Genomic DNA, 21,475 nt, shown 5'->3' on the forward strand with positions numbered 1-21,475 from the left:
CCAGAGGTTAGCAGGGTTAGGGTTCTTCAACCATAGGCGTATCAGGTTGACAGGTGTAAAAATCAAAGGTATTGACTGTCACACCATCCATCTTACCTTTCTGCTGCTCAATATAGTGACACACCAGACCCCGTTTTCGATAAATGCCATTGACAGGGCGCTCCTCATTGTCGCGAATCAATATTCCCCGGCTGCTGTCACCGGCATCACCAAACCAGTAACTGAACTGTGAGTTTCTTCCTGATAATACCTGTACCGGCAATGGTTTGGCATACCAGGCAATGCGGCTGGCCCTGGACCAGTTTTCCAGCAGCAGTACCGGAGCTTGATCATTAACGGTATCCACGGTTACCAATAACTCTTTGGCCCGGTTTGCCGCCTGATCCCAGCCAACCAGATCCTTAACCGCAGCTTTCATAAAGGGAAACACCGATAAAGGCTGAATGGCTAAAAAACCAAAAATAAAAAGGATCAGTCCCATGGATAACAGGCTGGAAACCAGGGCCAGAATCTTCACCCATAATTTACCCCAGGCCTGACATAACCAATGCGCCGTAAGCGGTGTCAACAACGTCCAACCCAGAGCAGGCCAGTTAGGCAATAGTTCACCGTTGCCGGCAGACCAGCTGGTTACCAGTAAAAAAGGCCAGGCACTCCAGATCACCAGCCAGTCTGCGGTTTTTCCCCGGCGAAGGGCAAAAAGAGTGGCAACAATTCCAGCAACATAAGCCAGAATTGAATAACAGAGCATCTGCACAGCCTGCATGGCCAATGCATCTTTTAATTCCCAGGTACTGCCTGAAGCATGATCCAGCTGATAAGTAAAAGAGGCCCAGTCATGCTGACTGTTCCAGATCAACACCGGCGAAATCAACGCCAGGGCAATCATAGCCGCCAGCCAGGGAGCAGGCTGTCGAAGCCACTTCACCCCCTGCTGCTGACAAAGGAATATCACCAGGCCAAAGGGTAAAAAAACAGCGGTATATTTACTGAGCCCCGCCAGGCCATAGACAACTCCCAATAACAACCAGTCCTTCAGCCGGTTATATTGATTAATTGACAGTGTTAACTCAACAGCCAGCAATGCCAGAACGATCAGGGGCGCATCAGGTACCAGTCCCCAGCCCATCAACTGTAAAATTGGCGCCGTGTTAAGCAGAAAGACAGCCACTGCCGCTTGATGGCTATTACCACCAGGGAACAGTCTATTGGTTATACGAAAGACCAAAAAACTGGCAATGGCATAAAGGACAGCGGGCACTAATCGGACAGAAAACTCGCTGTAGCCCAGTGGCGCAACCACCATTTGTAGCCAGGCCACCATGGGGGGATGATCAAAATAACTTAAATCCGGATGCAGGGCATACAACGCATAATGGGCTTCATCCACTCCCAGGGGAACCAGCGGCGCAATCACCAGGTGAATCAGAAAAACCAGGGCAATCATTGACCAGGCCAGCAGCCCGGACCTTCTTAGATCCATTGAGAACTCCCTATAATAAAAAAAACCACGGTTATACTACCGTGGTTTTTACAAAAGAATCAGGATTCAATAATACGCTAGAGCGCCAGAAATAAGCCTGCAATAGTGGCACTCATTAGATTGGAAAGGGTGCCCGCAGCCACGGCCTTCATTCCCATCCTGGCAATATCAGCCCGGCGGTTTGGTGCCATCACAGCCAGCCCCCCTAACAAAATAGCCACTGACGACAGGTTGGCAAAACCACATAAGGCAAATGTAATAATCGCCTGCGTGTGCTCGGACAACACCTGCACACCCGCTGTTACTGCTTTTTCCGGGTCGACATAATTGACAAAATCCATAAACGCCACAAACTCATTAAGAATCAGTTTCTGACCAATAAAGCTGCCTGCGGTCATAGCCTCACTCCATGGCACACCAATCAAAAATGCCAGTGGGCTGAAGACAACGCCGAGTATGGCTTCCAGGGTTATGTCAGGCTGACCGAACCAGCCGCCCAGCCAACCGATAATACCGTTCAACATGGCAATCAGGGCAATAAAGGCCAACAGCATGGCACCCACATTGGCTGCCAGCTTTAGTCCGGCAGAAGCACCACCGGCAGCCGCATCAATCACATTGGCTGGCTTTTCATCACCTTCATCCTGTATATCGCTGTCATCAGGCGTTTCAGTTTCAGGCTTGATGATTTTTGCCATCAACAGGCCACCCGGTGCAGCCATAAAGCTGGCAGCAATCAGGTATTTCAGTTCAACTCCCATAGCGGCATAGCCTGCCAGAACAGAGCCAGCAACAGAAGCCAGTCCCCCCACCATTACAGCAAAAAGTTCAGATTGCGTCATTCGGCTGATATAGGGACGTACCACTAAAGGGGCTTCGGTTTGACCCACAAAAATATTAGCGGTTGCTGACAGGGATTCCGTACGACTGGTGCCTAGCAGTTTTTGCAATCCACCCCCCAAAATTGCAACCACTTTCTGCATAATGCCAAGATAATAAAGAACCGCTACCAGCGATGAAAAGAAAATAATTATTGGCAGCACATTAATTGCAAAGATAAACCCAACCTTGAAATGACCCAGGTCACCAAAAAGAAAGCCTATCCCCTCATTGGCATAATTAATAACATTGCTGACTGCATTAGATACATTACCCAATAATTCACGCCCTACTGGCACATAAAGAATAAATGCCCCCAGGCAGGCCTGTATCGCAAAAGCCCCTCCTACAGTCCTTAATCGAATGGCTTTACGGTTATCAGATAATAATACGGCTATAGCAAGCAGGGCCGTTACCCCCACGAGGCTCATCAGAATTTGCATGAGAAATAGCTACCTAAAGGATGATCTGCCACGCATTATACGTATACAAACGAAGATAAACAGAAAGTAGTTTCCGAACAGCACCTTTCTGTAACAATTTGTGACCCTGGTCATGCCAACTTTGACGCATACCCCATAGAAAAATCCGGACAGTAACTACCCGGACTCATTTTAAATAACACCAAGCATTCAGAATCATGCTTAATTGTTATCTCAGATTTTTACCAAACCGCTCTGTGTATAGTTCAGTTTTAATGTAAACGCCAAAATTAATGGTTTAGGGGCTGTTGAAGCGGGGGAATGGGGAACAGTATGAAGTCCCACTGAATAGTTTCCGCTACCTGCTCCCCAAAAAACAGGTCTTTTAATTTTGATCCTGGTTATTGGTGTACAGCTGATAAATACTGGAAAAATCCTGCTTAAACCCTGAGCTTTGTGCATGCAGTCGATAGAGATTTTCCGCCAGTGCCGACATCGGCACAGCGGTTTTACTATTGGCGGCAGTACCAAGTGCCAGCCCGAGATCCTTGGCCATCAACCCCACCATAAATCCTCCCTGATAGTTATTGCTGGCAGGCACCTTCTCCATGACTCCCGGCACAGGATTATATTTATCCAATACCCAGTTCCCCCCTGAACTGCTTTTCATAATATCTGACAGCACGGCGGGATCCAGGCCATTATCGATTCCCAGTTTCAAGGCTTCAGAAGTGCCCGTCATTAAAACTGCCAACAGCATATTGTTACAGATTTTAGCCAGCTGACCGGCACCGGGACCACCGGCATGAAAAACCGCCGAGCCCATAATCTCCAGATAGGATCGCGCCCTTGCCAGTGCCTCACCAGAACCACCCACCATAAAGGTTAAGGTTCCAGCGGCAGCCCCGGCAGTTCCACCGGATACCGGGGCATCAATCATATCAATCTTCTTTTCTGTCGCTGCCGCCGCAATTTTTTTGGCCACATCAGCTTCAATAGTGCTGCACTCAATCACCAAAGTACCTGCGGGAAGCACACTTAACAGGCCCTTGTCGCCCAGGTAAAGAGATGCAACCTGATGACCCGCTGGCAGCATACTAATAATGACATCAGCCCCATCAACAGCCTGCCGTACTGACTCCGCCGGGAAACCTCCCGCCTTCTGGTGTCTTATGATGGCCTCAGTCACCAAGTCATAACCGCAAACATCATAACCCGCTGCCACCAGGTTCCGAGCCATGGGTGCCCCCATATTACCCAACCCAATAAATGCAATTCTGGAGGTCATTTTCCCTATACCTTGCTAGTTATACATCCATTCTGGTTTACGTTTTTCCAGAAAAGCGGATACCCCTTCCTGCTGATTTTCCCCGGAAAACAACTTCACAAACATTTCACGCTCCAGGCCAAGGGCCGAACGAATAGGCATGTGTCTCCCCATTTGAATCAACCGTTTACAGGCTCGTAAGGCATCCGGGCTTTGCTCTGTGGTTTTTGCTGCCAGCTGTTTGGCTGAATCAAGACTCTCTCCCGTTTCTGTCAGGACATCCACCAACCCGATAGCCAATGCCTGCTCACCTCTCAGCTGCTCACCGCATAAAATCATACGCTTGGCCCACCCCTCTCCCACCAGCCAGGTAAGATTTTGTGTTCCCCCTGCACAGGGCAGTAAACCCACCGATGCTTCCGGCAATGCCAGTACCGCCTGTTTTTCTGCCACCCTCAGATCACAGGCCAGGGCAACTTCCAGACCACCGCCCATGGCATAGCCATTAATAGCCGCAACAGATAATCCGGAGAAGTCACTCAGGGCTTCAAAGGCTTCACCAAAGGCATCCGCCATAGCCCTGGCCTCCTGCTCCGAAACCTTATCGAAGCGGTTAAGATCTGCCCCGGCACTGAAAAATTTATGGGATGCAGAATGAATAACCAGTGCCGTTACCTGGCTGTTATTATTCAGCTCAATAACCGTATCCTTCAGGGCTTTCAGGTTCTCCAGAGTCCAGGTGTTGGCCGGTGGATTATCCAGAGTGATGATGGCGGTATGTTCAATAATTGTTATATGTAATGTGTCGGACATTATCCCAGCTCCGTAACATGCTCTGACAATAACCTTCTGGCAATAATCAGTCGCATAATTTCATTGGTACCTTCCAGGATCTGGTGAACCCGGGTATCCCTGACATAGCGCTCCAGCGGATATTCCCTGATATAGCCATTGCCACCATGAATCTGCAGGGCCTCATTGCAGACATTGAAACCCACATCCGTAGCCAAGCGCTTTGCCATGGCACAATAGGCCGTTGCTTCCGGATGCTGCCCATCCAGTTTGAAAGCAGCCAGCCGAACCAGTTGTCGGGCAGCCACCAGTTCCGTATTCATATCTGCCAGCTTGAACTGAAGCGCCTGAAATTCTGATAATGAACGGCCAAACTGTCGCCGATCCAGCATATATTGGCGGGCAGTATTTAAGGCTTTTTGCGCGGTACCCAGGGAACAGCTGGCAATGTTTATCCGGCCTCCATCCAGACCTTTCATGGCAAGCCGAAAGCCTTCTCCCTCAGCTCCCAGCCGATTGCTATGGGGAATACAGACATTATCAAAAGACACTAGACGTGTAGGCTGGCAATTCCAGCCCATTTTCTCTTCTTTACGTCCGTAACTGATTCCCGGAAGGTCTGCCGGTACGGCAAAGGCAGAAATTCCTTTTGCCCCTTGCTCCCCTGTTCTTGCCATGACCACCAGCAAATCGGTACTACCTGCCCCGGAGATAAACATTTTTGCGCCATTTAAAAGATAAGTATCTTTTTCCCGCCGGGCCTTCGTTTTCAGCGAAGCGGCATCACTACCAGAACCGGGTTCCGTCAGGCAATAGGAAGCCAGTTTAGTACCCGTCGCAAGATCATTTCCCCAGGCCTGTCGGCATTCATTACCGGCGAACTCACCTATCATCCAACTGACCATATTATGGATGGTTAGATAGGCTGTGGTGGCCGTACATCCCATGGCCAGCTGTTCAAAAACCAGACTAGCATCCAGTCTTGACATGCCCAACCCACCAATAGCCTCATTAGTATATAAAGAACAAAGCCCCAGCTTGCCCGCAGCCTTAATAACATCAACAGGAAAAAACGCCTCCCGATCCCAGTCAGCGGCTCCGGGTTCAAGTTCCTGATCAGCAAACTGCCGGGCCAGGTTACAGAAAGCCCGCTGTTCTTCTGTAAGGTTAAAATCCATGGCTAAATCCTTTCAACTGCAATGGCTGTTGCCTCGCCACCACCAATGCATAAAGAGGCAATTCCCCGTTGCCCTCCAGATTGCTCAAGCGCATTCAGCAGGGTTACGATAATTCGGGCGCCACTGACCCCTAAGGGGTGTCCGAGAGCACAGGCACCACCATAAATATTGACCTTGTGATGACTTAAATTCAGTTCCTGCAGTGCTAGTAACGCAACCACTGCAAAGGCTTCATTAATTTCATAAAGGTCCACCCCGGCATGATCCCAACCCACCTGGTTAAGCAATCCATTGATGGCATGAATGGGAGCCAGGGTAAATTCGGCAGGTTCACCGGCATAACTGAAGTAGCCACAAATTCGGGCAAGAGGTGTGATGCCTGCTGCCATTGCTTCATCCTCACCCATGAGTAATAAAGCGGCAGCACCATCAGAGATAGAGCTGGAATTAGCTGCCGTTACCGAGCCTTTTTTATCAAATGCCGGCTTCAATCGGGAAATTTTTTCTGGCTGCGCTTTTTCAGGCTGCTCATCGGTCTTAATCGTACTTTTTTCTGTCTTAATAGCTACGATTTCATTATCTAGCAAACCACCGGCTTTAGCCTGCTTCACCCTGGACAGGGATTCCAGTGCATAAGCATCCATGGCTTCCCGGGTGATGCCATAATGCCTGGCCACCTGTTCTGCAAACACCCCCATTAACTGACCGCTATAGGCATCTTCCAAACCGTCTGTAAACATGTGGTCTTTTATGATCCCATGCCCCAGCCTTAAACCGCTTCGAAGCTTTTCCTGCAGGTAAGGGGCATTACTCATGCTCTCCATACCGCCAGCTAACACGCAATCCGCTTCACCGGTCATTAACTGGGCACAACCCAGCATCACAGCTTTCATCCCTGAACCACAGACTTTATTAATGGTTGTGGCCGGAGTTTGTACAGGTATCCCAGCCCTTATTGCCGTCTGGCGTGCCGGAGCCTGGCCACAACCTGCCGGCAATACACAGCCCATGATAGTTTCGGAAATATCGCCCGATGACAAACCGGCTTTGGCAAGGCATCCCTTGATGGATTCTGCACCTAACTGTGGTGATGAAAGGGAGGCAAGAGAACCCAAAAATGCCCCTATAGGCGTCCTGGCAGCAGAAACAATAACAATTTTCTGACAACGAAAAGACATTACTGGCTCTTATTTTTTATCTTATTTTTTACGACCATAACAAGCAGTCGTAATTTAGGCAAACAGGTTCTGCTGACATACGACCGCAGATACTCACGAATAACAATAGGATTTCACAGACAATGAGCTAGTGCAGGTAAGCGTGAATATCGATACAGCTATTGAATAAGTTCAAACATCCTTATGCATTCCCAGCGGGGAACGAGGCACTTACCTTGTATAAATATTAATACTTAGCGGCACTCGATATGCACCGTCACTCTAAAAATATAATTTATATATGCATTTATTTTCTTAAAATCAGTAGAATATACAGCATACCTGCAGCAATGGAGTAACAGTATGACCCTACAGCCAACAGTCGACGGAACGGCATCCCCTCCTGAAGACAAATCGTTGCCCAGTGTTTTCGGAGGGGCAATGATTATAGCCGGAACCAGTATTGGCGCTGGTATGTTTTCACTGCCCGTTATATCCGCAGGTATGTGGTTCGGTTATGGCATATTACTACTCTTATTTGCCTGGTACTGTATGTACAGCTCTGGCCTGATGTTACTGGAAACCAACCTGCACTTTGCCCATGGCAGCAGTTTTGATACCCATACCCGGGAAACCCTTGGTCACTGGGCCAGAATTGTTAATGGCCTGTCTGTCACCTTTGTTCTTTATATCCTCACTTACGCTTATGTATCAGGTGGCAGCTCTATCCTGGCTTATACCCTGGCTGAAACATTAGGCGTCAACTGGCCTCAATGGCTATGCGGCTTGGTATTTGGACTCACTTTAGCAGCGGTTGTATGCATTAGTACACGCTCCGTAGACCGAATCACTACCATCATGCTGGCAGTTATGGTGATCTGCTTTGCCATGGCCATGGTTACCATGATGGATTATGTCACACCAACGGCGCTCCTTCCGGCTGATAGTATCAGCTATTGGCCCTATACCTTTATGGCACTACCTTTTATGCTGACCTCATTTGGCTATCACGGCAATGTGCCTAGTCTGGTTAAGTATTATCAAGGGAATGCCCAGGCGGTTCGTCAAACCCTGTTGTATGGCAGCCTGATCGCCCTTGCCTGTTATATTCTCTGGCTGACCACTTCTCTGGGAGTGCTGGGCCGGGGTAACCTGCCAGCTATTATTGCCGCAGGGGGTAATATGGGAGTAGTCGTTGGAGCCATAGAGGCTGCAGTTAACAACGACAGCCTACAGACGGTACTGAAAACCTTCTCCAACATAGCGGTAGCCTCCTCTTTTCTTGGCGTAACCCTGGGATTGTTTGACTATATTGCAGATACCTTCAAGTTTCAGGATACAGCTTCCGGTCGGATAAAAACGGCACTGATCACCTTTACTCCACCCATAGCCTTGGGCATTATCTTTCCCGATGGATTTATCATGGCCATTGGCTTTGCCGCCATCGCTGCCACATTATTTGCTGTGATTATTCCGGCCCTGATGGTCATTGCAGCGCGTCGTAAGCTTGGCCCTACGACCTACCGTGTACCCGGAGGCTGGCCAAGGCTTATTATTGTAATTCTTTTCGGAGTCCTGGTTATTCTTTTTCATATTCTTTCCATAATGAAACTGTTACCTCAGTTTGGCTGATTTTCAAACAACAGCCCCTAGCACATCATTTCTTATTTCCTGGCTCTGTATGGGGTCAGGGTTACCTGTTGCAGCAGATCAATATTTCAGATTAGCGACTGTGGTAGTTTACCAATGCCCGTGCCGGATGCACCATGCATAAAACAAGAAATAGTTGTCTGTTTGTGGAATATCCAGGCCTGGTTAAAGCCGGCTCAGGCAAACCGCAACAATAAACCACAAATACCGCAAGGAGTAGTCTGTGCATACTTCCGGCCAACGTTTCCCGCTAACGGCGAAGGTACTGATCCTTCGTCAACTACTATGGGGGGCTGCATATTATGGTGTCTATGTCCTGCTCACCAAATATTTTCTTCTGGAGCTGAATTACAGTGAAGCAGACACCATTATGATGCTCGGAGCCTTTGGTGCTGTTGGCCCGGTATTTTCTGCGGTGGGCGGATTCGCTGCGGATCGCTTTATCGGATCCTTCAGGGCGGTATATATCGGCTATGTGATTTATGCCATCGGCTTCTTCCTGCTGGGTATTGGAGCCTCTACCCTGAATATTCCCGTAAGTATCTTCGCTATTGCCTTGATAGGCTATGCCAGGGGACTTTCCGCCACCAGTCCCACCGTACTCCTGGGACGATCATTTCCAGAGGATCAAAGGGAGGTCTTTCAGCAAGGCCTTACCATTAACTACTCCATTAATAATTTAGGTTCTTTTTCTGCACGGTATCTATTCCCTTTTATTGTGGTATATGCGGGATATCAGGGAAACTTTTTCATTTCCGGCTTATTAATGGTTATTAACCTGGTGCTGTTCTTTGTTTTCAGGAAACAACTGACGGCAGTGGGCAATAATATTGACCAGCAGCCTGTCAACCTGATGGTTTGGCTGGGTTTTACTGTAGCGTCCATGGCCATGCTGGCATTGGTTTATTGGATATTCGCCAACCTGGATGCAGGAAAATACCTGCTTTATAGCCTCGGCGGGCTGGCCATTGCCTATTTTATCTTTGAAATCACCCGGGCGACCACTGCCTACAAGTTCAAGATGTGTGGGGTACTCATAGCCATTTTCATTCTGATTACTTTCTATTTTTACTACGGTCAGATGAATACCTCTATGAATATCTATGCCATTAATCTGATGGACAATCAGATTTTTGGATTTATTCCCTTCAAACCAGAGTCCAATTCAGCCTTTAACCCCTTCTGGTGCTTCGTGATGGGCGGGCCAGTGATCTATACTTATGCCTGGCTGGAAAAAAAGGGGTTCTCTCCTTCCATTCCGACAAAATTCGCCATTGCCTTTGTTTTTACAGCCATCGCCTTTACCGTGCTATGGCTCTCCACCAGCCATGTGGGAGCCAATGGTAAGATTGCAGCGGAATGGATCATCTCCGTACATTTCTTCCAATCCATTGCCGAACTCATTGTAGGTGCTCTGGGAGCCGGCTTTATCTTTGAAATGGTGCCACGGCACTTATCCGCCTTTGCCATTGGCCTGCGCTCGGTTGCCCTGTCTCTCAGCGGCATTCTGGCGGCAGTTATTTCTACCCGTATAGCCTTGCCAAAAGACCAGGTACTGACTCAGGAGGTCATTGAGGGCGTTTACTCCAGTTACTTCTTTAATCTGGCTATGTTAGCCATTGTTATGGCGCTTATAACGCTGGTTCTTTCCAAGGTTATCAGCAAGCTCATCGCAAAAGGGGAAGCACTGGAAAAAGAAAGCAGTGTAAAGTCAGTGGCAACCGCCCACTAACAACCTCAACCAGGTAGCCTGTATTTACGGGCTACCTTATTCCCAGGGGAAAGGAATCCTGTACCCTAATTCCTGTAACATAAAATCAGGCTTAAACCCCGCATTCGCCAAAATATAAAGACAAGCCGTTTTAACTTCAGCACCCTGCGCCTTAAGATAGCCTTTTGCTTCATTCATGCGTATACCAGACTCTATCAAGTCAGTAACCAATAGCACCTTTTTTTCAGCCACACTTTCCAGGATTTTTGTTTCCAGTCTGGCGGCAACCCCATGATTACTCACAGTCAGTCCATATATATCATTAACAGATAAGGCACAGGCTAATAACTGGGCCGGAACCATTCCGCCAGGAACCAGGCTAACGATAATATCCGGCTGCCCTTCAATGCGTCTTGCCAATAAAGACATTTCTTCAACAAAATGTTGCCATATCATAAACAGGCCTTTTTATATAAAAATATTTTGAAAATTTTATTTTTAACTGTCTATTAAATATAAAATTCATTGAAAGAAGAGTTTGATACCCTCATAGCTAAAAGGGTAGAAGGCATTTTCCGGATTAACCATACCTGCTTACAAAGCAAATCGTTTTGTATATTTCAATAAACACGATTAATACTATTTACTCGACTTTAGAGTTACCAAAGAACAATAGTACGATTTTCATCTGAAATCGGTTAATAGCAACCATCTCCAAACAAAATACAAAGATGGTTGCTATGCTCACTTCAGATCATAAAGAGATCCTCCGGGAGCTTGCCTTATATACAACGTTTCTTGCTTCAGCGCTATCCCCAACAGCAGTACCTACGTTCTGCGAACTTCTTTTTGGCTGCATGCTATCCGGGCAAGGCTTTGTCACTCAGGCGCTGTTATCTATTAATAACTTTCAATGCGTATGGAGCAGTTACCACCATTGGCTCTCTCAAGGCAAGTGGCGGTGGAGGAGCCTCGCATGCCGGCTCATTCAGCTGGTATGCTCAAAAGTACCACGGGGTGAACTTATCAACATTGGTCTTGATGATTGGGTGGTGGAGCGTTTTTCTGACAAGGCTCCCGCTTGCCGAACCCATCACCAGCACAGTAAAAAAAGGAACCGGCCAACGTATATCTGGGGACAATGCTGGGTATCCCTGGCTGTTGTATTTGAGCGGGCTAAAGATGAAGTATTTACTGCCATCCCTGTGCTTTCCTTTCCATCTCCTGCTTCAGGCAATGCCAGTAAGCTAAAAATCGCTGTTGCCATGCTAAAAGTAGTGAGGCAAGAGGTGAAGGTGCAAGGACTGCGCTTGCTGACAGACTGTTGGTATATGAACTGGACGCTAATGCAACCCGTTCTGGAAATGGGCTATGAAGTAGTAGGGCAAATCCCGTTAAACCGGGCATTGTATGCCTTACCGTTGGAGTCCACTGCAAAAAAACGTGGGCGACCCAAAAAGTATGGCATCAAAATGACGCCCCCGGAAGTGGAGAAGCTACCGGAATATCAAACAACCGTAAGAATATACGGCAGATTTCGAAAGATACGTTATCGCACCCGGGTATGTCGGGCTCGCTTCCTGAAAGGCCGCAAGGTTCGGGTTGTCTGGGGTCGGTTTGAAAATGATAAAGGACTGACAGAAAGCCGTATATTCATTGCAACCAATACTGGACTTGAAGGTATAGACATCCTTCGTATTTATGCGAAAAGATGGCCGGTTGAACCCATGTTTCAGCAAATTAAACATTCATTTGGTTGCCGCCAGTTATGGCAGCAAAAGCTGAGAACTCTGTTGCGGTGGATGCATCTGAAGATGGCTGGATACGCATTATTGCAACTGTTGACCGTCTGTAAAAATCAAGCAAGCGTGGGCATTTCAAGGATTCCTTGGCGGGATCAGGATACAACCACCGCTGGCATGCTAAGATTTGCACTCGCAGGAATTATCCCCAGATTACCTATTCGTGAGGGCTGGAACCGATATAGCCAAAAATATGAGTTCAATTTTAATAGTTTGACTGACGGAATAGTCAAAGAAAAGAAAAAAGCGGCATAAATAGCGGCAACAACGCAATAATCAAGAATAATACCGAATCTGAAAAAACGTTTGGATGTATTTTTGCACACAATTTTTAAAATATAACCAAACGTTCATGTCATACTAACTCTAAAGTTAAGCTATTTATTTCATTAAATATTATCCTCTGTTTTCTTATTATTTGAACTAAAGTTTCTTAGTAGTGGTCGAGAATACTCATTCAGGCCAAGCCCACTGTCTTACCGATGTCATTTCAGGCAGTTAAAATACATAAGCACTTCATAAATAAAATAACCTTCGATAAGGATTCGATAACATGACCTCCCCTTCAGTCAAAATCCTGGCAGAAGCCCATATTGATGACAACGGGTTACTATTTCAATTACTGGAACACCCTGACAACCAGCGTTGGCTACAATGCCTTATTCTTGACATGAATACCGCCAGTGAGTGGTATTCCCTGAAGCTGGATAATAAGTAGGTCATAGTTTGGTTTCAAATAAACTGGATGTTCGGCCAGTACGAGAAATCTACTTCTTGATCTAACGATCAGATAGCTATTGAATGATACATTTACTCTATTATAAAGAGAGTACTGGTCTTTAAATCCCTCTCCCTATGAAGTACGTCACTACAATCACTGATGAAGCTGTTTTATTAACTTTGAAATTCGCCAAACACTACGGACCTCTGAGATGTATAAGGGAAAGAGCCCATAGCCTTTTATTGAGCAATCGTGGCTTTACCCTTGAGCAAATTGCCGAAATACTTGAAATTAGATATCAAACTGCTTCTCAGTGGATTGATGATTGGGAAGAATATGGTATTCGTGCCTTGTACAAGGGGCATGGTGGCGGTAGGCCGTGCATATATGACGAATCCGAAGTGCAACGCATAAAAGAATTAGTGGCTGAAGAGCCTCGTCGCTTATCGTATGTCAAATCCAAGATCGAGGATGAAACCGGTAAATCTTCATCAAAAATTACTCTGGCAAACATTGTAAAAAAGCAGGGCTGGTTTACAAAAGACTCCGTAAATCATGCAAACATAAACGGGACGAAGAGCAATTCCATGACTGTAAAACTGCTCTGAAAGATGCCCAGGAAGCCGAGAGCAAAGGGTTAATCAATTTATTTTATTTTGATGAGTCCGGCTTTACCCAGGAACCTTGTGTGCCATACGGTTGGCAGGAAAAAGGAAAGCAGCTCAGAATACCATCAGTCAAAAGTAAACGCATCAACGTACTGGGGTTTATGAACCGAAGCTGTGAGCTATTTCATTATCCTGTTGTGGGTTCAGTGAATAGCGATACGGTGATTGCGGCCTTTGATGACTTTGCAGAGAAAATGGCAGATGAAAAATACAGCTCAAATGATCGTTACACGGTAGTTATGGTGGATAATGCCAGCATTCACACCAGCAAAAAGTTTTGTGCCAGAATTGATGACTGGATGATTGAAAAGAAATTGCTGGTCTGCTTTCTGCCAACATATTCACCTGAGCTCAACCTGATTGAAATCCTGTGGAGGAAAATAAAGTATGAATGGCTCAACCTCTTGTCAATCAAGAGCTTTGCGGAATTTGAAAAAGAAGTTGAACGGGTGCTTTTTTCATTTGGAGAGGAGTATATGATCTCATTTTCTAATACTGTCCGACTGGATGGTTAAATTATTCGAAAGCAATCTATACACTACTTATTCCTTTTTCCGGCACACGATTTAAGCTTCAGTTTATCAAAAATCAGGATAATTTAGCCCAGACCAAGGAACTCACTGTAGGAGTATCAGAAATAATGAAAATAAAAACACTGGCTGCCACATTATGCCTGGGACTGGCCTTAACCGGATGCGCAAGGTTGCAGCCGGTCAATAATATAAACAATACCACCCCGGCAGCCCTGTCAGAGTATAAATTCAGTACCCATGACGTCGAACAGGCCATAGTCCGTGGTGTTACCCTCAAAGGCTGGACCATAGAAGAGTCCACTCCGGGGAAAATCGTAGCCAGGATTAATGTCAGGGGCAAGCATATGGCTAAAGTGGATATTGACTACAATCAGTCAGGTTATAGCATCAACTATAACGACAGCAACAATCTTCTCTTTAATGGAAGTGCCATTCACCGCAATTATAATAAATGGGTGGTTTTGCTGGATCGGACTATTCAGAGCGAACTGGTTAGCTTAAAAGACATCTAGTTTTTATACCCCCTGAAGCTGCTTGCTCCCTATTGATGCAAGCAGCTTTTCTATCTATTAATCCGCAAAAATGATTTACCTCCACCGCTTAAAAATCAGTGACGTATTCACACCGCCAAAAGCAAAGTTGTTAGACATCACGTACTCGTTCTGCATCTGACGCCCGGAACCCTGTATATAATCCAGCCGGGCACAGGCTTCATCAACATGATCCAGGTTCAGGGTTGGCATATACCAGTCATGGTTCATCATATGGACACAGGCCCAGGCTTCAATGGCACCACAAGCCCCCAGAGTATGACCAAGATAACTCTTCATACTACTGATAGGCATTCTTTCTCCAAATACCCCGTGAGTTGCAGCCGATTCGGCAATATCGCCTCTATCCGTGGCAGTGCCATGGGCATTGATATAACCAATAGCATCGCTTGATACCACAGCATCTTCCAGTGCCAGCTTCATGGCAACAGCCATGGTTTCCGCGGTGGGCTGGGTAATGTGGATGCCATCCATGTTGGTACCAAAGCCTACAACCTCAGCTAATACGGTAGCGCCCCGTGCCAAGGCATACTCGAGATCTTCCAGAATCAAAGTCCCGGCCCCTTCGCCAATCACCAGGCCATCGCGGTCCCGGTCGAAAGGTCTGGGTGTTTTGTCTGGCTGGTCATTGCGGGTACTGGTGGCAAACAGGGTATCAAAAACCGCTCCCTCAGTAATACACAGCTCCTCACCGCCACCCGCAATCATCACTGATTGTCGGCCATCGGCAATGGTTTCATAGGCCAGTCCGATGGCCTGACTGCCGGAGGTGCAGGCACTGCTGGTAGGGATCAATCGCCCCCGGATGCCAAAAAACAGGGCAATATTAACCGGGGCAGTATGGGGCATCATCTGAATATAACTATTGGCATTAATACCCCCAACCTCATTATTCTCCAGCAAATGACCAAAAGCCCGGATCGGGCCGGTGCTGCCAATAGACGAACCATAGGCAATACCGGTATGACCACCGGACAACACCGGATCACCCAGTAACCCTGATTGCTCCAGAGCCCGCTCGGTGGCCACAGTGGACATCAACGCCAGTCGCCCCATCCCCCTGATTTTTTTTCTGGGATAATGGGCTGGACGGAAAAAATTCATCACAGGCCCTGCCAGGGCAGTATTAAGACCTTCACATGCCTGCCAGGCAGGTATATGGCAAATCCCCGAACGACCGGCCTGCAAACTTTCAAATACTGAATCCCAGGTATCACCAATGGAGGTGATAGTTGACATGCCGGTGATGACAACCCGACGTTTGCCCGAGCCTTCCCTTGTAAAGCGCATTAAGCCAGCCCTCCATTGACGGAGATCACCTGTCGGGTAATATAGGCTGACTCAGCGGATAGCAGAAAGTTAACCAGCGCGGCTACTTCCTCAGGCTGGCCAGCACGCCTTGCCGGGATCATTCGGGTTATTTCCTCAACCGGAGTCTCTTCAATAATATCGGTTTCTATTAGCCCGGGAGCAACACAGTTAACGGTAATTTTGCGCTTGGCCAACTCCAGGGCGAGGGCTTTGGTGGCCCCTATAATGCCTGCTTTAGAGGCGCTGTAATTCACCTGACCACGGTTGCCTATCAGTCCGGAAACCGATGCCAGGGTTACAATTCTTCCTGGCTTTCTCCTGCGCACCATTGGCATCACCACTGGCTGAAGCACATTGTAGAAACCATCAAGATTGGTATGAACAACGGTATCCCAGTCTTCACCAGTCAATGCCGGAAAGGCATTATCCCGGGTAATGCCTGCATTACAGACCACACCATAATAAGCACCGTTGCTCTCAATATCTTCTTCCAGTTTTTTACGACACTGCTCCCGATCCGCAACATCACAGGCAATAAGCCTGCCCCGGCCGCCTTGTTCCCTGATTTGGGCCAGTGTCTCTTCAGCCTGATCCAGGCGGCTACGGCAATGAACAATCACCTCATAGCCCTCAGTTGCCAGGCGCATGGCAATGGCTTTGCCAATCCCTCTGCTGGAACCGGTTACCAGCACGCTTTTATCATGATGTTCTACTGCAATGGTCACAGCCTGCTAGCCTCCATAAAGTCTTCCAAATGTTCGGGCTGGTAGGTATTAATTGTCGCTGTAGCCAGGCTCACACCACCTTCCAGGCTAATTGAGCACTCAAAGGCACTCAAGCCATTATCCTGATACAGCTGCTGAACCCTGATACGGTAAATATGCCCGGTTTCAAACTGGTCAATTCCGATGGTGTATGCCCGGGTTCCCAATAAAAAACCGACGCTTATCGGCTCACCGGCACGCTGGGCCTGCACTCCGGCAAATGCCCCAATGGCCTGGGCCATATACTCCATTCCAACCCAGGAGGGTACACATCCATTGTCGTTGGCAAAAGGCTTGCCCACTGCTGGCCTCACCTCTGCTATAAGGTAATCACTGCCGCAATCAATAACAGAGTCAATCAGAATCATCGGGTGTTCATGGGGTAGCAGAGCCTCTGGGCTCAGATCAATATTCTGGCTATTCACTCGGCACACCTTCCCAATATCAAAGAGACATTACTACCACCAAAGGCGAATGAATTACTCATAATTACCGCTTTGTTTTCTGCCAATACATCACCTGGCACTGTAAACCGTAAATTCGGAAGTTCCGGATCAACCTGGCCATCCCAGTAATGAACCGGCAACTGCCGTTTTTCATTACAGGGTGATAACAATAACCAGCTTAAAGCGGCTTCTACCGCACCTGCTGCCCCCAGGGTATGCCCGGTGAATGGTTTCGTTGAGCTACATAAGAGACTCCTGCCAAGTAGTCGCTCAACGGCAAGGCTTTCCATGGCATCATTCAGAGGCGTTGCCGTGCCATGAAGGTTCAGGTACCCCATATCACCAGCTATCATACCTGCATCATTCAAGGCTCCCTTCATGGCTGCCACTGCTCCCCTGCCTTCCGGATGAGGGGCTGAAATATGCCAGGCATCGGAAGACTCCCCTACCCCCAATAAAGCAATATCCGCTGTTTCACGGGTCAGCGTAAATAATGCTGCACCTTCCCCCAGATTAATGCCATTACGATTGCTACTAAAAGGGTTACAAAGCTCTGCTGATACCGATTCCAGCGCAGAAAAACCATGAATGGTCAGTTGGCATAAGCTATCTACGCCCCCCACCACTAACGCATCACAGAGACCCGATTGAATCAGTCTTCGCCCGGCACTAAAGACCTTTCCACTGGATGAGCAGGCAGTTGAGAGCGTATAACAGGGACCTGTTATTCCAAAAGATTTTGCCAGAAAACCACTAGGGTCACCCATTTCCTGTATGCGATAGTGGTAATCTTCAGGAAACACCTGCCCCATTTGTCGCAGAGTCATGGCTGCCTCTGCCTCTAAGGTTCCCGAGGTACTGGTGCCAAGAACAACACCTATTCGCTCCGCACCATAACAGCTTTTCAGGCGTTCAATTTCCGGCGCAATCTGTGCCATTGCCGCACTCAGAAGCCGGTTATTTCTGCTATGACCACACCATACGTCTAGACCTTCATCGGGTACAACTCCCTGGTATGGGCATAATTCACTGCCCATGTCACCAGCGCTTACCCTGTCTATGGTTGAGCTTTCCAGCAGATTGCCCAGCACCTCCTGATGCCCTGCTCCCAAAGCACATATAATCCCCATGGATGAAATAAATAGTGCTGGCTCTCTCATAGCGGCTCCAGACTTAATAGGGTGATATCCAGTTCGTAATTCAGTGCTTCGTGACGGTACTTCACTGACTTTGGCCAGTGACCCAGGGTTCCACTATAGGTAACAGTCACCAATGGATCGTCATTTAAATACAGGGAACGGGCTTTGCCCGGTTTGTCTTCAAGGCGAAGGCCGGAATAAAGCTTCAGGTATGGCAATAGGTTGTCAACCTGGCCAAATGCCAGCAAAAAGTCGGAAATCAGATAGGCCGGTTTAATCCCGCCACCCAGTAACGGACTCACCTGACTGGTTAATACGCCACCGCGGTATTCTACCTGTAGCAACTGCTGCCCCATTGGCGTCACAGCAACTATCACCAGATCATCAGCCTTTTTTTCCAACTGAAAAATCATCTCAAACGAACGATCACCATAACGCCCCTTAACAGACTGAACAGCCGCGAATGATCCCTCTACCACACGGGCATGTGGTAATTTCCAGGCAACACTACGGGATAAATACACTTCAGGCGGTGTCACCGCCATGGTGACATCAGCTTTATTGACCGGCTTGATTTGCCAGCTCCTCCCGCAGCCTGACAGCAATAAAACACTTAAAACAATAGTCAGACAACCTTTCATTGGCGATTTTCACCGATAGCAAAGGGGGCAAGGATATAGCAGCCGGTAATACCCGTCAGGACAGTCAGGCCAAAGCCACTAATCGCTGCGGTATTGGAAAGCGCCAACAAACCAAACGACAATAGCGTAGTAATGGCGGATAGGGTTATGGCCATTAATGTATAGCGGTTTTCTCCCCCCGACTCTTTGAAAAACAAGGTATAGTCAATACCTATACCTAAAACCATTAACAAAGCCAGAATATGAAACAGGTTTATTGGCTGACCCAATACACCCAGCAGGGATAAAGTCATTAATCCCGCCAGCACTGGCGGCAATAATGCATCAATAGCACCAGCCAGTCCGTAACGGAAAAAAAGCACCACACCAATCAAGGCATACGCCACAACCAGCAACCAGGACATCAACACCCGATAGCGGCCAAACAACCCGGATGTTTCGCCTGTTTTATCGATCAGGACCACATTATCCAGTGAAGAAGTCACGCTGGCCGGGTTCCACTCAGGAGAAACACCGGCAAGCAGCACCGCTGAAAAATAATACCCCTCTACTTTCCCCAGCCATAAGTGACCATGGGTCTTTATTAAAGGGCCATCAAGCCAGGCCTGGGGGGACATAACATTTTCGGATACTTCCGCAAATACTTTCTGAGCCTGCCTGATAGCATCATCCGTTAAAGAGAGGTCTGCCATAAAGTCCGGCAGCTGGTTCCGAAATATATTCGCCAGCTTTTTATTATTCAGCTGCTGTTGATAGTGTGAAGGCAAAAACTCCGATACCGCCTGAAAACTTCTCAGGTTTCCACTGTCCACCTGTTTTGCAAGCAACCGTACCAGCTGTTCTTCGTTCCGGAGCAAGCTTTCAGGGTCTTTACCCTTTACCAGGAAAAACCGGTTTTCTGAAAAATCGCCCACTATATCCTGAAATGCCCTGTCAGCCGACACCTGTTCAGAAGAGCGGCTCTGTAATTGCCGGATATCATCATTGGCGGTTAGCAATAATAGACCCGAACAAAGCACAATCAGCGCGGCTACCATGTACCAGCGGTTTATGCCATGTAGAGGCTTCTGCCAAAAGGAAAGAATCTCATCAACCCAACCAGTAAGCCAGCCCTCTCCCGGGTAATCCCTTTTTTCATAACGGCCTCGTTTTATCAGCACTGGATATACCAGGATCACCGTAAGCCATGAAGCCATTAAACCAAAGGAAGAAAACAGTGCTACCTGTTTCAATCCGGGAAAAGGCGTTATCAGCATGGGGGCATAACCCAACAGGCTGGTAATAAGACCCAGGCTGATCCCTGGAAAAATATGCTTGAGGCCCCTTACTGGTGACCAGCGCCTGCCTTGACGGTTCCACTCAGTCAAGTAGTGAAACGAGTAATCAATGGAAACGCCTATCAAACTGGCTCCAAAGACCAGGGTAAAAATATGGACAGGCCCGGATAACCACACTGTTACCGTATACCCCACCAGTACTCCGGCCCCTATGGAAAGCAAACACAACAACAGGGGAGCCACTGAACGAAAGACCGTAACCATAAGTAGCAAGATGCCCAGCAGCGAGCCAAGCCCGATAGTACTGACTTCTTTTCGTGCTTCACTAGCCCCGGCACTGGCATGAAATATCATGCCACTGCGAATAACCTCTACCTGCCCTGGCTCTGTCGCTTTTATGATTGCCTGATTAATGGCATGGATCACCTTCTCCTGATTTTTCAGGGATAACACACTGCCGTGTAAAAGCCCGGTTATCAGAACGTAATAACGACCGTTCTGATGCACTTCAAGATAACCCTTATGGGCCTCTATATGAGCTCCACCTTTTGGCAAGGACTGCAGATACCTTTGCAAAACAAACAACGGGTCATTAATCAGCCGTTGACTACTCAGCAAGGTCGTAGGACTGGACAACCGTTGCCAGGCCCGATCTGTCAGGACACCACCGACTTCTTCTGCATCAAGTGACTGATCGCGGGGTTCCAGTAACTGATAGCGATAGGGATAATAAAAAGCCGCTACTTCTTCCAGCCAGCTTGGCTTTATCTTCGCCATTAATTGATCAAAATAACCACTGGATCGCAATTGGGACAATACTATTTCGACAGCCTGGTGCACCGAGTCCTCAGCATCCCCCCCTACCAGCAAGAACACTCTATTGCTGAAATGTCGTGAAAACTGTGCAGAAGCCATAGCTGTGGGCCGATCCAGCTCAGCCTTGGGCAACAGCTCAAACAGATCTGTTGCGATACGGGGTACGCCTTGCCAAACATTGATCAAAATGACAATAGCGGTCAGAAAGCACCATAATAGTAGCCCCCTTTTCCTGCCAATTACTCTGTTAACAACGGGTATGTTATC

General features: G+C 47.7%; 20 protein-coding genes. 7 read left to right on the forward strand and 13 right to left on the reverse strand.

Features of this window, described 5'->3' with window-relative positions:
- Positions 1 to 16 precede the first annotated feature (16 nt).
- The 6 genes from MJ595_RS18580 to MJ595_RS18605 all read right to left on the reverse strand — a co-directional run bounded on the left by MJ595_RS18580 (position 17) and on the right by MJ595_RS18605 (position 7,199).
- Positions 17 to 1,483 carry a glycosyltransferase family 39 protein gene (locus MJ595_RS18580; RefSeq protein ID WP_263079550.1) on the reverse strand — a complete coding sequence of 489 codons (1,467 nt, stop codon included), beginning with the start codon at positions 1,481 to 1,483 and terminating at the stop codon, positions 17 to 19.
- Between the two features lie 77 nt (positions 1,484 to 1,560).
- On the reverse strand, positions 1,561 to 2,805 hold the full coding sequence (locus MJ595_RS18585; RefSeq protein ID WP_263079551.1) for a NupC/NupG family nucleoside CNT transporter: 1,245 nt from the start codon (positions 2,803 to 2,805) through the stop codon (positions 1,561 to 1,563).
- 364 nt (positions 2,806 to 3,169) lie between these two features.
- Positions 3,170 to 4,072, reverse strand: coding sequence for a 3-hydroxyisobutyrate dehydrogenase (gene mmsB / locus MJ595_RS18590; RefSeq protein ID WP_263079552.1), 903 nt, complete (start codon positions 4,070 to 4,072; stop codon positions 3,170 to 3,172).
- A gap of 15 nt (positions 4,073 to 4,087) precedes the next feature.
- The gene (locus tag MJ595_RS18595) at positions 4,088 to 4,864 is read right to left on the reverse strand and encodes an enoyl-CoA hydratase (RefSeq protein WP_263079554.1); all 777 of its coding nucleotides are present in this window, start codon (positions 4,862 to 4,864) and stop codon (positions 4,088 to 4,090) included.
- Positions 4,864 to 6,021, reverse strand: coding sequence for an acyl-CoA dehydrogenase family protein (locus tag MJ595_RS18600; RefSeq protein ID WP_263079555.1), 1,158 nt, complete (start codon positions 6,019 to 6,021; stop codon positions 4,864 to 4,866). The genes MJ595_RS18595 and MJ595_RS18600 overlap by 1 nt, the downstream gene beginning before the upstream one ends.
- Positions 6,022 to 6,023: 2 nt before the next feature.
- Positions 6,024 to 7,199, reverse strand: a complete 1,176-nt coding sequence (locus MJ595_RS18605; RefSeq protein WP_263079556.1) for a thiolase family protein — start codon at positions 7,197 to 7,199, stop codon at positions 6,024 to 6,026.
- Positions 7,200 to 7,541: 342 nt separating this feature from the next.
- Between MJ595_RS18605 and MJ595_RS18610 the strand changes: the two genes are divergently transcribed.
- Together MJ595_RS18610 and MJ595_RS18615 are read left to right on the forward strand one after the other, a co-directional pair.
- Positions 7,542 to 8,810, forward strand: coding sequence for an aromatic amino acid transporter (locus MJ595_RS18610; RefSeq protein ID WP_263079558.1), 1,269 nt, complete (start codon positions 7,542 to 7,544; stop codon positions 8,808 to 8,810).
- A 241-nt stretch (positions 8,811 to 9,051) separates the two neighbouring features.
- Entirely contained in the window at positions 9,052 to 10,560 is a 1,509-nt protein-coding gene (locus MJ595_RS18615; RefSeq protein WP_263079559.1) for a peptide MFS transporter, read from the forward strand.
- 36 nt (positions 10,561 to 10,596) lie between these two features.
- Here the strand turns inward: MJ595_RS18615 and MJ595_RS18620 are convergent, their stop codons facing one another.
- Positions 10,597 to 10,995 carry a phosphoribosyltransferase family protein gene (locus tag MJ595_RS18620; RefSeq protein WP_263079560.1) on the reverse strand — a complete coding sequence of 133 codons (399 nt, stop codon included), beginning with the start codon at positions 10,993 to 10,995 and terminating at the stop codon, positions 10,597 to 10,599.
- 275 nt (positions 10,996 to 11,270) lie between these two features.
- On the opposite strand from MJ595_RS18620, the gene MJ595_RS18625 reads away from it, so the two are divergent.
- From MJ595_RS18625 to MJ595_RS18645, 5 genes are all read left to right on the forward strand, one after another.
- Positions 11,271 to 12,596, forward strand: a complete 1,326-nt coding sequence (locus MJ595_RS18625; protein WP_263078492.1) for a transposase — start codon at positions 11,271 to 11,273, stop codon at positions 12,594 to 12,596.
- A gap of 298 nt (positions 12,597 to 12,894) precedes the next feature.
- Positions 12,895 to 13,059 carry a hypothetical protein gene (locus MJ595_RS18630; protein WP_263079561.1) on the forward strand — a complete coding sequence of 55 codons (165 nt, stop codon included), beginning with the start codon at positions 12,895 to 12,897 and terminating at the stop codon, positions 13,057 to 13,059.
- Between the two features lie 137 nt (positions 13,060 to 13,196).
- Complete coding sequence (locus MJ595_RS18635) at positions 13,197 to 13,670, forward strand: helix-turn-helix domain-containing protein (RefSeq protein WP_263078037.1); 474 nt, start codon at positions 13,197 to 13,199, stop codon at positions 13,668 to 13,670.
- On the forward strand, positions 13,592 to 14,245 hold the full coding sequence (locus MJ595_RS18640) for an IS630 family transposase (RefSeq protein ID WP_263322427.1): 654 nt from the start codon (positions 13,592 to 13,594) through the stop codon (positions 14,243 to 14,245). The genes MJ595_RS18635 and MJ595_RS18640 overlap by 79 nt, the downstream gene beginning before the upstream one ends.
- A gap of 125 nt (positions 14,246 to 14,370) precedes the next feature.
- Complete coding sequence (locus MJ595_RS18645; RefSeq protein WP_263079562.1) at positions 14,371 to 14,775, forward strand: hypothetical protein; 405 nt, start codon at positions 14,371 to 14,373, stop codon at positions 14,773 to 14,775.
- A 75-nt stretch (positions 14,776 to 14,850) separates the two neighbouring features.
- On the opposite strand, the gene MJ595_RS18650 is transcribed toward MJ595_RS18645, so the two are convergent.
- Genes MJ595_RS18650 through MJ595_RS18675 form a run of 6 tightly spaced genes read right to left on the reverse strand, consistent with a single transcriptional unit; the run spans position 14,851 to position 21,394 of the window.
- Positions 14,851 to 16,104, reverse strand: coding sequence for a beta-ketoacyl-ACP synthase (locus MJ595_RS18650; RefSeq protein ID WP_263079563.1), 1,254 nt, complete (start codon positions 16,102 to 16,104; stop codon positions 14,851 to 14,853).
- Positions 16,104 to 16,844 (reverse strand): 3-oxoacyl-ACP reductase FabG, encoded by a 741-nt coding sequence (gene fabG, locus MJ595_RS18655; protein ID WP_263322542.1) that lies wholly within the window; start codon positions 16,842 to 16,844, stop codon positions 16,104 to 16,106. Before fabG ends, MJ595_RS18650 begins: the two co-directional genes overlap by 1 nt.
- Before the next feature lie 2 nt (positions 16,845 to 16,846).
- Positions 16,847 to 17,314 (reverse strand): hypothetical protein, encoded by a 468-nt coding sequence (locus MJ595_RS18660; RefSeq protein WP_263079564.1) that lies wholly within the window; start codon positions 17,312 to 17,314, stop codon positions 16,847 to 16,849.
- Positions 17,311 to 18,495: a beta-ketoacyl-[acyl-carrier-protein] synthase family protein gene (locus MJ595_RS18665; protein WP_263079566.1), complete on the reverse strand. Its 1,185-nt coding sequence runs from the start codon at positions 18,493 to 18,495 to the stop codon at positions 17,311 to 17,313. Before MJ595_RS18665 ends, MJ595_RS18660 begins: the two co-directional genes overlap by 4 nt.
- A complete protein-coding gene (locus MJ595_RS18670) occupies positions 18,492 to 19,115 on the reverse strand; it encodes a DUF3261 domain-containing protein (protein ID WP_263079568.1) in 624 nt (207 codons plus the stop codon). Before MJ595_RS18670 ends, MJ595_RS18665 begins: the two co-directional genes overlap by 4 nt.
- A complete protein-coding gene (locus MJ595_RS18675) occupies positions 19,112 to 21,394 on the reverse strand; it encodes an MMPL family transporter (RefSeq protein ID WP_263079569.1) in 2,283 nt (760 codons plus the stop codon). The genes MJ595_RS18670 and MJ595_RS18675 overlap by 4 nt, the downstream gene beginning before the upstream one ends.
- Between the last annotated feature and the right edge of the window lie 81 nt (positions 21,395 to 21,475).

It is taken from the genome of Endozoicomonas sp. Mp262 (assembly GCF_025643335.1).
Classification (GTDB): domain Bacteria; phylum Pseudomonadota; class Gammaproteobacteria; order Pseudomonadales; family Endozoicomonadaceae; genus Endonucleibacter.

Excerpts from the sequence above, each read along its gene's own strand:
- MJ595_RS18580 (WP_263079550.1), bottom strand. The coding sequence starts at position 1,483 with ATGGATCTAAGAAGGTCCGGGCTGCTGGCCTGGTCAATGATTGCCCTG.
- MJ595_RS18585 (WP_263079551.1), bottom strand. The coding sequence starts at position 2,805 with ATGCAAATTCTGATGAGCCTCGTGGGGGTAACGGCCCTGCTTGCTATA.
- mmsB (WP_263079552.1), bottom strand. The coding sequence starts at position 4,072 with ATGACCTCCAGAATTGCATTTATTGGGTTGGGTAATATGGGGGCACCC.
- MJ595_RS18595 (WP_263079554.1), bottom strand. The coding sequence starts at position 4,864 with ATGTCCGACACATTACATATAACAATTATTGAACATACCGCCATCATC.
- MJ595_RS18600 (WP_263079555.1), bottom strand. The coding sequence starts at position 6,021 with ATGGATTTTAACCTTACAGAAGAACAGCGGGCTTTCTGTAACCTGGCC.
- MJ595_RS18605 (WP_263079556.1), bottom strand. The coding sequence starts at position 7,199 with ATGTCTTTTCGTTGTCAGAAAATTGTTATTGTTTCTGCTGCCAGGACG.
- MJ595_RS18610 (WP_263079558.1), top strand. The coding sequence starts at position 7,542 with ATGACCCTACAGCCAACAGTCGACGGAACGGCATCCCCTCCTGAAGAC.
- MJ595_RS18620 (WP_263079560.1), bottom strand. The coding sequence starts at position 10,995 with ATGATATGGCAACATTTTGTTGAAGAAATGTCTTTATTGGCAAGACGC.
- MJ595_RS18625 (WP_263078492.1), top strand. The coding sequence starts at position 11,271 with ATGGTTGCTATGCTCACTTCAGATCATAAAGAGATCCTCCGGGAGCTT.
- MJ595_RS18630 (WP_263079561.1), top strand. The coding sequence starts at position 12,895 with ATGACCTCCCCTTCAGTCAAAATCCTGGCAGAAGCCCATATTGATGAC.
- MJ595_RS18635 (WP_263078037.1), top strand. The coding sequence starts at position 13,197 with ATGAAGTACGTCACTACAATCACTGATGAAGCTGTTTTATTAACTTTG.
- MJ595_RS18645 (WP_263079562.1), top strand. The coding sequence starts at position 14,371 with ATGAAAATAAAAACACTGGCTGCCACATTATGCCTGGGACTGGCCTTA.
- MJ595_RS18650 (WP_263079563.1), bottom strand. The coding sequence starts at position 16,104 with ATGCGCTTTACAAGGGAAGGCTCGGGCAAACGTCGGGTTGTCATCACC.
- MJ595_RS18665 (WP_263079566.1), bottom strand. The coding sequence starts at position 18,495 with ATGAGAGAGCCAGCACTATTTATTTCATCCATGGGGATTATATGTGCT.
- MJ595_RS18670 (WP_263079568.1), bottom strand. The coding sequence starts at position 19,115 with ATGAAAGGTTGTCTGACTATTGTTTTAAGTGTTTTATTGCTGTCAGGC.